Genomic DNA, 14,655 nt, shown 5'->3' on the forward strand with positions numbered 1-14,655 from the left:
TCGTTTATGAAAAATAATAAATACCGTCCGCAGTAAAAGCTGCTGGTCCACGCATCCAAACATGATCGTCTAAATCCCAGCGTATCACTAAATCCCCTCCACTTAAATGCACGGTAATGTCCTCACCCTTACGACAAAAGCCATTAAGAATTGCTGCCACTACAGCCGCACAAGCTCCTGTGCCACAAGCTTCCGTTACCCCTGATCCACGCTCCCACACCCTAAAATTCAGTTCAGTAGCATGAACAACTTCTACAAATTCTACATTCACGCGTTCCGGGAACCTACTATCATTTTCAATAATGCCACCAACTGAATGTAACGGTGCATCCTTTATGTTCTCCACAAAAAACACTGCATTTGGGTTCCCTAAAAACAGTGCTGTTACGAACAAACTATGACTAGGAAGATTAAATAATTCATGAATGACAAAGTCTCTTGGATCCCCTATCATTGGTACATTTTCACGATGCAATAAAGGCGCACCCATATCGACAATTACTTCTGTTACTACATTATTTTTCACCACTACTCGCACGTGCATCATGCCCGACTTCGTCTCAATAACAAAATGTTCTTTTGGTACTATATTACGTTCAAATACATACTTCGCAACGCAGCGCAGGCCATTTCCACAATTCGTTCCTTCAGAACCATCTTTGTTAAAAATACGCATACCGCAATCAGCATTTTCAGATGGTTGAATGACGATTACGCCATCTGAACCAATGCCCGTATTTACATTTGATATTTGCTTTGCTAGCGAGCTAAATAGCTCATCCGCGTAGTGATATTTAAAAAGATCAATATAAATATAACTATTCCCGATACCGTGCATTTTCGTGAACACGATCTCCATCTATCCCCCACCTTCTTAAGAAAAAGATGTTTAAAATACCTGTTATTCATTCCTATTAACATACTTATTTTTATATGTATTGACTGAAAAATATACTTTACTCAACAATTAACAACACTTGTGTTAACCCGAATAAGTATAAAACTGACACAAATGTTGTTTTTTCAAAATAGCACTACTAACTAAAATATAGAGGAGTGGAATTTTGATAAGAGCAGCTGAACATTCACATCATAAATTAAAAACAGTCGATATTGCGTATATAGTCTTATTTTCAACACTCAGCTAACATTACATCCTTTGCACCTTTCTTGGTCGATGTCATTGCTGCACTTGTTGCAACAGCTATCAACTATTTACTAGGCACAAACTGGATGTTCTTTTCCTACAAGTTATGGGCAAGTGCACCCGAAGGCTTCACGTATAAACTTGCATGGCTTTGGATGATGCCACCATTACCAAAAGATATTATCTTAGCGATATTTGCAGGAATTTTCGCATACCGCATGCAAAAAGTATTGAAAATTATTCCTATTAAATAGTAAGAACTCTCATTTATAGCCTCACTGTTTTTCATGCGATTAACAAGCATACCCTCTCTATCACAAATGTGCTAATGACCATATGCATATTTTCTGCACACTTCTTTGTTAGATTAAGTACAAAGAGTTGGGAGGAATATGATATGAAGTTACAAAGAAAATGGCATGCAGGTTTTCTAACAGTTGTTGCAGCTATAGCATTATCAGCTTGTTCAGAAGATCCATTTGAAACTAAAAAAGAAGTTACTACTGAACAAAATACGGAAATGGACCATTCTACTATGGATCATTCCAGTTCAGGTGACGTACCTGAAACTTTGAAGAATGCAGAAAATCCAATGTATCCAGTTGGTAGTACTGCTATCATTACAGATGGACATATGGACGGAATGAAAGGCGCAGAGGCAACAATCGTTGGCGCTTATGATACTACTGCTTACATGATCTCTTATGAGCCTACTACAGGCGATGACCGTGTTGAAAAGCATAAATGGGTTATTCACGAGGAATTAATTGATGCAGGCGATGCACCGTTAACAACCGGTACAGAAGTGAAAACTGATGCATCTCATATGGAAGGTATGGAAAATGCAACAGTCGTCATAGATGAAGCAGTACAAACAACGGTTTATATGATTGATTATGTATCTACTACCAATGGCGAAGCGGTTAAGAATCATAAATGGGTTACAGAAAGTGAACTGACAACTGCAAATTAGTATAGGAACTTTCGGTAAATAGTTAGACAGAATCACTTCCTGATGATTCTGTCTTTTTTGCTACGTATTTAACATAGTATTTAGAATTTACCTTTATATGAATTCTGTATTTGAAGATTTAAGCCACTTGTAGCCAATTCCCCATACTGTTTGCAAATAGTCATCTACAGGGAATTCTACCTTGCGTAGTTTATCTCGTAAATTACGTACATGTGAATCAATTGTTCGATCTTCAATCGTAACAGCATGCCCCCATACCGTGCTAATTAAATGTTCCCTTGAAAAGACTTTATTTTGATATTTAAGAAATAACTCCATCATAGCAAACTCTTTAGGCGTTAAAGAAATTTCTTCGTGCCGAAAATGTAGCTCGAAAGATTCTTTTATCAGACGTAGCCCATGAAATGTAATCACATCATCCTCTGTTTTAAATCTCCTTAATACAGCGTGTATTCGTGCAATCAACTCATCTTCATCGAACGGCTTTTGAATATAATCGTCAGCACCAAGATTTAAACCTTTCACAATGTCAGCTCGTTCTCCTTTAGCCGTTAGCATAATAACTGGTACATCCCAGTATTTTTTAATTTCTTGGCATGCTTGCCATCCGTCCATTTCCGGCATCATGATATCCAGTAACACTAAATCTACATGATGTGCCTCTAAATACGTCAATGCTTCTAGTACGGATGATTCCGTGACACAATGAAATTTTGGTTCTAAATAAAGAGAGAGTAAGTCTAGCATTCTCGGCTCATCATCGATTAGTAACAATGTTTTCATTATTTCCAGCTCCTCTAAACGTCAATACAAATGTAGTTCCCCTATTCTCTTCACTATGAACTTTTATTTCACCGTCGTGTGCGTGAACAAGTTCCTTCACAATAGCAAGGCCTAATCCAGAACCGCCTAATGCGCGAGCGCGAGATTTTTCCACCCTATATAGACGATCAAAAATGTAAGGTAAATCTTTCTTAGAAATTCCTTTTCCTGTGTCTTCAATTATTATTTGTATTTCCTGATTTATGCACTTGGCTGTCACTACAGCTGTATCTCCAACTGTACAATACTTTAATGCGTTATCTAGTAAATTAATAATAACTTGTTCAAGCCTTAACGAATCTGCGATTATCGTTATAGATTCTTCACAGTGGACATAGAAGTTTATTTGTTTTTCCTGAAAAGCTGGGCTCAGCTTCGTTTCAATATTCCCCAAAAACAACTTGGCATCAAGGCGTTCTTTTTCTATAACAAATGCGTTTTCATCCATTTTTGCTAAATCAAATAAATCTTTAATCAAATGCGAAAGCCGGTTTGTTTCTTCTATAATAATGGCTAAATATTTCTTTTTATCCTCCTCTGACAAATTACGTTTATAGAGAATATCTGTGTATCCTTTGATGAATGTTAAGGGTGTTCTTAACTCATGAGCAATGCTAGATAGGAATTCCTTTCGCTCCTGCTTCACATACTTCAAATCATCTGCTAATAGCTGTATCGCATTCGACAAATCACCAAGTTCATCTTTGCCACTTTTAGCAAGAGTTACGGTGAAATCTCCCTTACTCATTTTCAGCGTAGCCTCTTTCATTTGAATAAGGGGCTTGGCCAGCTTTCTAGACAAAATAATAATAATGAGTATGGTCACCAATCCTGAAATCATACCAACCAATAAAAAGTGCTTATTCAGGCGTTCCATTAGCATGTGGATGGAATCTGTATTTTGAAGCATTAAAACGTATCCAACCGTTGTTTGTCCATCTTTTATTGGGCTAATTGTAGAAATAAACGCTACTTCTTCCCAATTTCCTTCTAATGTTTGCCCCATATAAGGAACTGGCGTGTTCAATTTTTTTAAATAATCTTCTATATTATCCTGAGGTCCAGAGGTTGTTAATATCTTTCCTTCGTTATTTATAATGACAACATCAGTACTATCCACTGATTCCATTAAAGCTACATGGGATAGTGTTTCCCTGTCAAAATTTCGTTCTAAAATCGTTCTATGCGAATTCCCTCTTGCTTGTAAGCTAATAAGTTCTTCTTCTACCCTTGAATCAGCAAGTGAAGCATGTAAAAAGAACATCATTAATGTTTCAATGCAAAATAATATGACAAAAAAGATAGTACCTAGCTTCAATGAAAGTTTGCGCATCTATATACCGCCATTTTAAGTTTCTTAAGATTATACCCCTTAAGTTTGAAGATTTCATGCAGAAATAGAATATTTTTCTTCGTGTAGACAATAAAAAAGGGTGATTTCTGTAAATTCAAGAAATCACCCTACCATATTTTAAGCGTATTTTTGCATCCAGTTTAAGAAATTTTCAATAACTTGATCTAAGAATTTGACTGTACCCTCGTCAGTTAAGTTACCTTCTGCATCAAATTTTGTGTGTACGGCGCCGACATATACTTCATTGCCACCAAGAACTGGTGAGCTAATGCCTGGTGAGAATAAGATATCACGTAAATGTAATTGAGCTTTGACAGTTCCTAAGTTACCCATTGATGCACCCATAATAAATGATGGTTTGCCAATCATCACTTTGTCTACACGAGATAACCAGTCAATCGCATTCACCATAACGCCTGGTACTGTACCGTTATATTCTGGAGTTACCCAAAGTACAGCATCTGCAGCTTTTACTTTTGCTTTGAAATCTAACACAGCTTGCGGTGCTTCATTTTCTACATCTTGGTCATACATTGGCAAGTCGCGTAAGCTTAATACTTCAAGTTCAAATTTCTCTGTATAACGTTTTTGAATGTATGTTGCTAATTGCATATTATAAGATTCTTTTCGAATACTACCTACGATTGCTACTACTTTCATATTTCTTCCCCCTGGATTTTAACAATATCAAAAATATTGATTGCATGGTTTATTTTATATTTCATTAATAATAAGTGACAAACTCCTCGACTGGTTTACGGTAGCCTCGTAAACGACGACTACTTTCCTTTTCCTTGCCAATCGTAATCATTAAGGCAATTTCGTGTGTTGCTGGCACATTAAATAGAGAACGCATTTTTTCCTGATCAAAACCAATCATCGGACATGTGTCCCAGCCACGATTTTTTGCAGCGAGCATGAAAATCATACCTGAAAGTGATGCATTACGAATCGCATCTTCCTTCATAAAATCTTCGCCACGCCCCTCATAAAAATTCGTATTATCATCTATGAGACCTTGAAGCTCGAAATCAGTAATGATTCCTAAATCCACCATACCCTGACTGATTCGTGCTGTTTGTTTATAAGCTTCTTTATCACCTAGTACTAAAACAACAGCTGATGCCGCATGTACTTTATATTGACCATAAGCTGCCTCACGCACTTTCTCCTTCATATCTTCATCCATTACAACGATGTATTCAGGATGCTGTAAATTAAACGCTGATGGCGCTAACTTCACATCTTCTAAAATTGGACGAATATCGTTTTCAGTCATTTTGACATCTTTGATGAAATTATTTGCAGAGCGACGCTTGTCAATTAACTTCGTAAATTCCAATTGTATTACCTCCAAATATAGAAATGCTTATTCATATTCTTTATCGAACGAAATTGCACTTCTTACAGTATCAATTGGGCGCACTAATTGCTCAATTTTGTTGCGTTCTGCTTCAAGGAATGGTGGCAATGATAATTTTTCACCTAAAGTCTCATAAGATTCGTCTCCCATGAAGCCTGGGCCATCAGTTGCCCACTCAAATAAAATTTGCGGTGCCACTCGTGCATATAACGATTCAAAGAAATGGCGATCTACATAGCCTGATGTATGGAAACCAAAGCCCTCTAAACGTTCTGTCCATTCATCTAATACAGCACGATCTGCTACACGGAATGCTGCGTGGTGTACTGTACCAAAGCCTTGACGAGCAACTGGAAGAACTGTGTTATGTTCTACGACGATTTGTGCACCATTTCCACCTTCGCCTACTTCGAATAAGTGGAAATCACCCTCTTCAGCGATTTCAGTAAACAACATTACTTTTTCAAGTACAGTTTTAAAATATTTCAAATCCGATACACGTATATGTACTGGACCTAGCCCTGTAATTGCATATTCAAGTGGTATTGGACCTTTCTGCCAAGGTGTACCAGAAGCAACACCTTCATTTTTTTCATCTGAGATAAGTTGGTATTGTTGGTCGTCAAAATCAACAAATGAAAGAGTGTTTTTGCCGAATTGTTCTTTGATGCCAGTATGTTTGACTTCTAAGCGATCAAATCGTTTTACCCAATACTCTAAAGCTGCATCAGTTGGGACACGGAATGATGTTTTTGAAATTTCATTCGTACCGTGTACACCTTTTGGGATATTCGGGAAATCAAAGAATGTCATATCTGTACCCGCGCTACCTTTGTCGTCTGCAAAGAATAAGTGATACGTTTGTATATCATCTTGATTGACTGTTTTTTTCACTAAACGCATCCCTAATACATACGTGAAAAATTTATAGTTTTCTTCTGCACTGCTAGTGATTGCTGTTACATGGTGAATGCCTTTTAAATGGTTCATAATTTAGTTCCTCCTGATTATCTCGAATTCGAGATATATGTGTAAAATTTTTTTATTTTTTAGTGGCATTGATGCCGACTTTTTTTAGTGCATCCATCATCGAATCCACTTCTTGTTCTGTTAAAACCTCAAAAATCTCGTTAATTTTTTGTTCATGTGCAGGGAAAATTCTTTGCATCAACATCTGTCCTTCCGATGTCAATACTGCGTAAGTAACACGGCGATCCTTTGGACAAGAACGGCGACAGACAAACCCTTTTTCCTCTAGCTTATCAATGACATACGTGATACTACTACTAGCGATTAAAATCTTTTTCCCAATTACTTGAATCGGCTGTTCGCCTCTATGATAAAGAAACTCTAAGACTCCAAACTCAGTTTGATTTAACCCATATTGCAATAAATCCTTTTTCGTTGCATCTTGTATCGCTTGATAGGCGCGGAATATGACAGTAAAAGCTTTTAAATTTCGATTATTCCCCTTCACTCGATTCCCTCTCCCCCAATTAACTCAAAAAAATATCTTTAATTCGAGATAATCATATCATACTCATTTCGAAACAGCAAATATCTTAACTCTTCAAAATGTAATAGATATTTAACACTTTTAGTTAGGTGTTTGCTAAAAATCTCAAAGGGTATAGTGTTTTGAAACTAATCTAAAGGAGGATTCTAAAATGACTGAAAAACAACAGCAACTAGAAGCGTTCCGTGTAAATGATAAAGGACAAGCATTAACAACAAATCAAGGGCTGAAAATGGCAGATGACGAGCACTCTTTAAAAGCCGGTGATCGAGGTCCTACCTTGCTTGAAGATTTTCATTTCCGTGAAAAAATGACACATTTTGATCATGAACGTATCCCCGAAAGAGTAGTCCACGCTCGTGGTTCTGCAGCACATGGTGTATTTGAAACATATGAATGCGCAAGTGACATTACGAAGGCTAAATTCTTAAATGGTAAAAATACAACAACCCCTGTTTTTGTTAGATTTTCTACAGTGGCTGGTTCTAGAGGTTCTGCCGATACTGTACGAGACGTTCGAGGTTTTGCTACAAAGTTCTATACAGAAGAAGGAAATTACGACTTAGTAGGTAATAATATTCCTGTGTTCTTTATACAAGACGCAATTAAATTCCCTGATTTTATTCACTCCGTGAAACCTGAACCAAACAATGAAATTCCACAGGCTCAAAGTGCTCATGATACATTTTGGGATTTTGTTGCTAATAATCAAGAGTCTGCACATACAGTAATGTGGCATCTATCTGACCGTGCTATACCAAGAAGTTATCGTATGATGGAAGGCTTTGGCGTCAATACGTATCGCTTTATTAATGCTGAGGGTAAAGCCCATTTTGTTAAGTTTCATTGGAAGCCATTACTCGGCGTTAAATCACTAGTATGGGATGAAGCACAAAAAATTGCAGGAAAAGATCCTGATTTCCATCGTCGAGATCTATGGGATGCTATTGAACGAGGTGATTACCCCGAATATGAACTGGGTGTTCAGCTTATTTCTGAGGAAGATGAATTTAAATTTAGTTTTGATATCCTAGACGCAACTAAAATTTGGCCTGAAGAAGAAGTACCAGTTCGCATACTTGGTAAAATGACACTCAATAAAAATGTAGATAATTTCTTTGCAGAGACCGAGCAGGTTGCGTTCCATGTTGGTCATGTGGTACCGGGCATTGACTTTTCAAACGACCCATTACTACAAGGTCGATTATTTTCATATACAGATACCCAATTAATACGACTAGGCGGACCAAACTTCCATGAGTTACCGATTAATCGACCTGTTTGTCCATTCCACAACAATCAACGAGATGGCTATGGACGTCACACAATTAATGTTGGACAAGTTAGCTATCATAAAAATTCTTTGGCGAATAATACACCACGCCCTGTTCCCGAAGAAGAAGGGGGCTATGCTCATTACGAGGAAAAAATAGAAGGGCGTAAAGTACGTGCCAGAAGTGAGAGCTTTAAAGACCATTTTTCACAAGCTAGACTATTTTGGCTAAGTATGACTGATATTGAGAAAAAGCATATTATTGATGCGTTTAGTTTTGAAGTTGGTAAAGTAAAGAATAAACATATTCGAAAACAAGTAGTCGATATGTTTGCGCATGTTTGTAATACACTTGCAACAAAAGTAGCAGAGAATGTTGGAATAGAACCACCAGCAAAAGTAGAGGTACCTAACATTCAACAAACATCTCCTTCTGTCAGTCAAGAGCTTAATCCTGTAGAAACTGTAAAAACGCTTAAAGTAGCTGTACTTGTATCTGAGAAATCACCACAAAACTTACAAGAGCTTTTATCTATATTTACAAAAGAAAATATTGTAGTTGAGCTCATTGGTTCTAAGCAAGGAATTCTTCAAGGTCACGAAATTAATCAAACATTTTCAACTACTGCATCCGTTCTATATGATGGTGTCTATCTAACTACGTCCTACGATGACACTCATCAGCAAAAGCTAGCGGACCACTTTATACAAGAAGCATTCGATCACTTCAAAACAGTTGGCTATACAGAAAATATAACATCCATTCAGCAATTCACTAGAAAAGATGGTGTTGTTAAATCCCCTGAGGCCTTTGTTCAAGCACTCGCTCAACATCGTCATTGGGAGCGTTAAAATCAGATAAAATTCATTCAAGGGTTTTCCAATAATTTTAAAATTTGTGGGCTAACCTAGAAAATAAAAAACACCTTTCATTGACTAACGGGTATTGAAACCTGAAATAATCAATGTGGAGGTGTTTTTCTAAATGTACAAGAATGAATCATTCAGAAAATGCGTGTATCATAAGTATTATCGAGGATTACATTTACAATAATATCCAATTTTAAAGAAATTAAACAGCCAGTCGCCGGTACAATACCGTAAACTGGCTTCGAATTCTCATTTGAGATTAGCTTTTTTTAGTTACTTTATTCTCTGGAATTCCTTTTCTGTCCCATCTTCAAACTTCACTTCTACCTCAATGGATTGGTAGTCGTCTGCAATATTGAATACAGAAATTACTTGATCGATTACCTCATCATTCGATGTTGTCGAATCAAATGTCAACTGCTTAAATAATGGCTCAAGCTTTGTAAATGCTTCATCGCCATATAGTTTTTCATTCTTGCGATCATCTTCTAATTCTGCCTCCATGCCGGTTCTTTCATTATCATAATCCACGTCATAAGATTCAGTAGCAGAATAATCTACATCCAATGAAAACTCTGTAAAGTTAAACAATGTAGACTTAGCAGCATTTTCATTTTTTTGCTTTTCTGTATTCGTCTCCTCAACAGGTGCATTTTCTGGCACATCTTTGACCTCATCCTTATTACACCCATAAAGTACTCCAGCTACTAAAGGCACTGCTAATAAAAGCTTTAAATTCTTCATAATTTACACTCCTTTCGGTAGTACTTATTATTCCCGAATTCTAAAAAACTAATCAATGTCTTTAAAATTGGCCTTTACTAATTATTGAACATCCCGCTGAATTTGCTCTACCATTTCAACTAACAATGGCACATTTGTACTTCGTTGTAGTGAATTGCAATCCTGCATTACATACGCCCAGCTTTCTTCAAGCTTTTCATCATAGGTATTACCCTCGTTCACATGTAAAAATGGGCGCAAGTATTCTTCAATAGAACAAGATAGGGTTTCGATAAATTCATCCGCTTTACTGACTTTACCGACAGCCTCCTCATTTCGCTCCCCCCACAACACATGCTCCAAATTCGTGGAGAAATAAAATAACTGATACGGCACATGATTCTTTTTCAAAGTAAAAGATTCACTCGTTGCAAGTATTTTAATATTTTGTGCCTTCAGCGTATTTCTTGCCTCAATCGCTTCTTTCTTCTTCGTCGACCCGACAAGTATTTCAGTCTCGTCATAAAATATTGAACCTTTCACGTCTGCACTCACCTTCACATGCTCATGTGGGATGAAACATCCATCCGCATCCGTTATTTGCACAATCGCTAGTAAATCCTTCGGTAAAAATTTATTTTTCTCTAAATAACGGCTAATGACTTGTCCAACCGTATTTTTAATGTTCGTAGTCTTTTTCGTACCTTCCCACTTGGTTAAAATATCACCACGTTGCACATCAAATCGAACCTCAGATTCTGCGAAGTACATATCTAGGTAATCGTACAAAATGATTTGCTCTGTTTCTCCCTCAACGACAACAAGAATTACCTTTTTAGTCATTACGGACCCCCGCTTTTCTAAAGGCGCGCTTAATATTAAATGTCTTCGTCTCTTTATAAATCTCTTCAGCCTGGCCCCCAAGCTGAACGGCACGTAAATAGACATCACGTGCATTATTCACTTCTTTAATGCCCTTTAACTGAACATATCGATGTTGTTCATTAACTGTTGTAAACCACAGATTTTTAATAGGCAGTACCTCTAACACACGTAAGTTATGTGAAGTGAAAATGAGCTGTCCTTTGCCACCTTCATCAATTACCATCAATAATTCTCCTAACAAATACTCAAACACGCCTGAATCTAACTCATCAATCACAACACAAGCATTCGGATTATTATAAACAGCAATTAATGCACTTAATACCGAAATAATTTTCAAAATCCCTTCCGACTCCGTGCGTAATGGTAGTTCACATTCACCTCGCTTCGATAAAAATTCAAAGCGCACACCTTTTTCTCCGTTGTCTAAAGTTTGCTCTGTGATGAAATGGATTTTTATCATCAGCTCAGGAATAATGGTTGAAAGTACTTTATTTGTTTGATCAATTACTTTGCATAGTACTTCAAAACGATCTTTCTGAAGTAACGAAGTGCCTTCTAAATCATATGGAATAAATCCTCTCGATTTTTCCAAATGTACACTAAATGGCATAATATATTTCATCATCAAAAGACCTATACTTTGGTTGTTAATGACATGCAAATCTCTGTTGAAATCTAACGCAATATTATTTAACAGATGCCATTCCATCTCACTAAGCATTTCCTGTAATACTGGCTTTAAATCCTTGTGGAATGCAAATGAAACATGCTCTTTTTGTGCCATTGCTCGCACAACCATCACCTTCACACGTAACTTCTCATTCATATCTTTTAGTGAAGTCGTACGAATCTGTACAACATCCTCCTCTTTACAAATAAGTGTTTTCGAGCGTTTGCCCTTCTCATTCTCTCGGTAGCTTAACTTTTCAATTGTCGTATAAATACGCTCATCATCCTCTTGGAAAGCTACAAAATAATTTACAAAAAACTCTCCAAACTCATTTTGTACAAGAAAATCAAAATCTAAGCTCGCTGTTTCTTCCCCAGCCGTGATAAAACGCTTTTCTCGTAGTTGCAACTTTTCATTACTAATCCACCCAGAGATCAGCGTCTTCAATAAACTAAACGCATCAACAATTGTCGTCTTTCCAGAACCATTTTGCCCATATATCCCCACAACTTTCGATTGCAAAAACGAATCGAAATCTACCGACAACGATATCTCACCATCTCGCACGTTCTTTAAATTGTGCACAGTCACTTTTTTAATTTTCACAATACCCATCACATGACATCCTTTAACTCTTTTCTTATATTATAAGTAAAAAGGTTATAAATTATAACGTTTTTAAAATTAAAGTTCATTAATATTATCGCCCAAACTTAGTGTACTCTGCATTACAATATTGGGATTTTTGCCAAAAAAAGAAGTAACTCAGAAATTTCTGAGTTACTTCTTTTAAAATTTTCGATTACCAATAATAACGATCGTTACTTTTCTCGCTAATCTTGTGCGCTAAACGAATTGTTGAAACTGCTAGCTCTGCATACGTTATATTTCCAGTTGCATTAATTTTGTTATCTTGTGCATCTAATAGCCCCATCCCATTAGCTAGAGCTACATACCCCGCATAAGTTGGTTGAATTGCACTTGCATCTGTAAAGTTCAACTTATAAAGATCACTAAGCTGTGCTGCTTTTTCAAGATCTAGTGCACGAATAGACCACTCCGCAAACTCTTGGCGTGTTAATGCATCTTCAATTTTGAAGTTGTCTGATGGCTCTAAAACTCCCATCTGTACAGCTTGCTCTACCGTAGCATATAGTGGATGCTTCGAATCAATATTTGGGAAAGATTGTAGTTCTTCCCCTTCTCCCATATATCTACCAGAGTATACATATGTCAGTGATTTCATAATAATCTTCAACGCTTCTCCCTTTGTTACTGCTTTATCGGCGTTAAAATTTGCTGGATCTTTTACGTCTAAAAGCTTTTGATTCAGTAAATAATTTAGCTCTTTAGATGCTGTTGGATGTTTGATGATTTCTTTATCCGACTCTGGCTTAATACTATTTAACCATTCACCAGTCATAGCATCTAGCTGATTATATAGAACACCATCAAAAGTTGGTGCATATACTAAATCATAGTGTTGCTTGTCCTTATTATCCTGTTTTACATATTGTAACTTTGTCTTTAATGCTTCACTAAACGTTGCCTTTGCAACATCAGGTGCAATGACCTTGCTCGTAGATGGCCAGTTGCTGATTTTCTGATGGTTAATCATTAACGAACTAAGAGATCCATCCGTTCCGATACCCACATAAATTTCGTCACCTGTCACAGTAATACCATTCACGACACGCGGGAATGAAAATGAATGATATTTACTGTACTCATCAAACGAATAGCCTTCCGTTGATTTAGCATAATTATGAAGATATGATGGTGCTAATTCCTTCAAGTACTCAATTGCCTTTGATAAAGCTACCTCTTTTGTAATCCCTGACTCTGAATCTTTTGCTTTAGTGAAATCTCTATCGAAGCTGTGGAATCGTGTAATTTCACCTGTAGCCTTATTAATTTCTAGTGATGAGCCTGAACCGCTATTTCCGCTCCAGTACATATAATCTACTGAATAAACCGTTTCACCAGCCTCATTTTCTCTTTCATTGACCGTATCAATCGTTAACTTACCCTTGTCTGGATCCACTTTTAATAAAGATTTCGCTAACTCTTCGGCCTCATCAGCTGTAAGACCATTCTTTTTCGGTGCAAGTGGCTGCGCTACAAGCTTTTCAATCGTTTGTACCTTTGGCGCTTGTGTTGTGAAGCCATTAGCTGATTGCCACTGACCTGTTAGAGCATGTACACCCATATAGTTAGAAATCGGCATGTAAACAAGCTTTACTTCACGCTCGTCCGTCGAATAATCGTAGTCTATAAAGTAACGTAATTCTACTGCTACATTATCTTGCATTTGCTTCAATATATCTGTCTCATTTTTCTTTTGCTCTAAACCATCGAATGTTGCCTTACTTGTTGTAGGCGAATTACGATACATATTATCAATGACACCATTACCTAGTACACTAATTGTGATATTTTGATCGCTAATCGGTACGCCGTTTTGTGTTGGCAAGTAACTAAATGAATAGCGAATTGGCTCAGATAATGGACGACTCATATAGTAGTCATTCCCATTGCCATCTTCCTGTAATTGATAGTTTGTTGCACTAGGGAACTTCTTCAAAACGTTTTGAGCAATTTTTTGAGCTTCTTCCTTTGAAATTTTTGCTGGGAATAGCGCATCACTCACATCTGCAGGTTGGTAATAGAAAGACTCTAGCTCTAAGTTATCACCTTTGAAATTGAAACTTCCATAGATGTTTTTACCGTCGACCATTTTATCAAAACGTAGTTCGTGACGAATTGTTTCATCATCGAAATAATAATGTCCACGTCCCGTCTGAAAATCATTATCTGTTAAAAAGTTAAACTCCGTTGGAAACAATGTACGAACCTTTTTAATAAGTTCATTTTTTGTTACCTTTGTGTCTGTTTCTGCCACTTGAATTTCAATTTTCTCTGAATGCTCGTTTACAGACGCAGAAGCCTGTGCAATCGGCGAAAGCATGCCCAACGAGAATGCCGTAGATGTTAAAACAATTCCTACCTTTTTAAAGTTAACCAAAATACCCCTCCTAGAATACTATTTACCATAA

13 protein-coding genes and 1 pseudogene are annotated in these 14,655 nt (G+C 36.9%); 3 read left to right on the plus strand and 11 right to left on the minus strand.

The window, feature by feature from the left end; translation table 11 throughout:
* Positions 1 to 4: 4 nt before the first annotated feature.
* The gene (dapF, locus tag AEA09_RS14960) at positions 5 to 859 is read right to left on the minus strand and encodes a diaminopimelate epimerase (RefSeq protein ID WP_053584772.1); all 855 of its coding nucleotides are present in this window, start codon (positions 857 to 859) and stop codon (positions 5 to 7) included.
* Between the two features lie 320 nt (positions 860 to 1,179).
* Here dapF and AEA09_RS14965 point away from each other — a divergent pair.
* Positions 1,180 to 1,401: pseudogene (locus tag AEA09_RS14965) on the plus strand (biotin transporter BioY); the annotation flags it as partial.
* 143 nt (positions 1,402 to 1,544) lie between these two features.
* Positions 1,545 to 2,120, plus strand: a complete 576-nt coding sequence (locus AEA09_RS14970) for a YdhK family protein (RefSeq protein WP_053584773.1) — start codon at positions 1,545 to 1,547, stop codon at positions 2,118 to 2,120.
* 93 nt (positions 2,121 to 2,213) lie between these two features.
* Here AEA09_RS14970 and AEA09_RS14975 read toward each other — a convergent pair whose 3' ends face one another.
* The 6 genes from AEA09_RS14975 to AEA09_RS15000 form a co-directional block, all read right to left on the minus strand.
* The gene (locus AEA09_RS14975; RefSeq protein ID WP_053584774.1) at positions 2,214 to 2,903 is read right to left on the minus strand and encodes a response regulator transcription factor; all 690 of its coding nucleotides are present in this window, start codon (positions 2,901 to 2,903) and stop codon (positions 2,214 to 2,216) included.
* Positions 2,878 to 4,275: a sensor histidine kinase gene (locus AEA09_RS14980; protein WP_053584775.1), complete on the minus strand. Its 1,398-nt coding sequence runs from the start codon at positions 4,273 to 4,275 to the stop codon at positions 2,878 to 2,880. The genes AEA09_RS14975 and AEA09_RS14980 overlap by 26 nt, the downstream gene beginning before the upstream one ends.
* A 138-nt stretch (positions 4,276 to 4,413) precedes the next feature.
* Positions 4,414 to 4,956, minus strand: coding sequence for an NADPH-dependent FMN reductase (locus tag AEA09_RS14985; protein ID WP_053584776.1), 543 nt, complete (start codon positions 4,954 to 4,956; stop codon positions 4,414 to 4,416).
* 64 nt (positions 4,957 to 5,020) lie between these two features.
* Positions 5,021 to 5,638 carry a nitroreductase family protein gene (locus AEA09_RS14990; protein ID WP_053584777.1) on the minus strand — a complete coding sequence of 206 codons (618 nt, stop codon included), beginning with the start codon at positions 5,636 to 5,638 and terminating at the stop codon, positions 5,021 to 5,023.
* 27 nt (positions 5,639 to 5,665) lie between these two features.
* Positions 5,666 to 6,649, minus strand: coding sequence for a ring-cleaving dioxygenase (locus tag AEA09_RS14995; RefSeq protein WP_053584778.1), 984 nt, complete (start codon positions 6,647 to 6,649; stop codon positions 5,666 to 5,668).
* Positions 6,650 to 6,701: 52 nt separating this feature from the next.
* Complete coding sequence (locus AEA09_RS15000; RefSeq protein WP_053584779.1) at positions 6,702 to 7,136, minus strand: MarR family winged helix-turn-helix transcriptional regulator; 435 nt, start codon at positions 7,134 to 7,136, stop codon at positions 6,702 to 6,704.
* 190 nt (positions 7,137 to 7,326) lie between these two features.
* On the opposite strand from AEA09_RS15000, the gene AEA09_RS15005 reads away from it, so the two are divergent.
* The gene (locus AEA09_RS15005) at positions 7,327 to 9,300 is read left to right on the plus strand and encodes a catalase (RefSeq protein ID WP_053584780.1); all 1,974 of its coding nucleotides are present in this window, start codon (positions 7,327 to 7,329) and stop codon (positions 9,298 to 9,300) included.
* A 291-nt stretch (positions 9,301 to 9,591) separates the two neighbouring features.
* Here AEA09_RS15005 and AEA09_RS15010 read toward each other — a convergent pair whose 3' ends face one another.
* From AEA09_RS15010 to AEA09_RS15025, 4 genes are all read right to left on the minus strand, one after another.
* Entirely contained in the window at positions 9,592 to 10,062 is a 471-nt protein-coding gene (locus AEA09_RS15010) for a YusW family protein (protein ID WP_053584781.1), read from the minus strand.
* A gap of 81 nt (positions 10,063 to 10,143) precedes the next feature.
* Positions 10,144 to 10,884 carry a hypothetical protein gene (locus AEA09_RS15015; protein WP_053584782.1) on the minus strand — a complete coding sequence of 247 codons (741 nt, stop codon included), beginning with the start codon at positions 10,882 to 10,884 and terminating at the stop codon, positions 10,144 to 10,146.
* Positions 10,877 to 12,214 carry an AAA family ATPase gene (locus tag AEA09_RS15020; protein WP_053584783.1) on the minus strand — a complete coding sequence of 446 codons (1,338 nt, stop codon included), beginning with the start codon at positions 12,212 to 12,214 and terminating at the stop codon, positions 10,877 to 10,879. The genes AEA09_RS15015 and AEA09_RS15020 overlap by 8 nt, the downstream gene beginning before the upstream one ends.
* Before the next feature lie 187 nt (positions 12,215 to 12,401).
* Positions 12,402 to 14,624, minus strand: a complete 2,223-nt coding sequence (locus tag AEA09_RS15025; RefSeq protein ID WP_156312209.1) for a YcdB/YcdC domain-containing protein — start codon at positions 14,622 to 14,624, stop codon at positions 12,402 to 12,404.
* Between the last annotated feature and the right edge of the window lie 31 nt (positions 14,625 to 14,655).

This window comes from Lysinibacillus contaminans (assembly GCF_001278945.1).
Classification (GTDB): domain Bacteria; phylum Bacillota; class Bacilli; order Bacillales_A; family Planococcaceae; genus Lysinibacillus; species Lysinibacillus contaminans.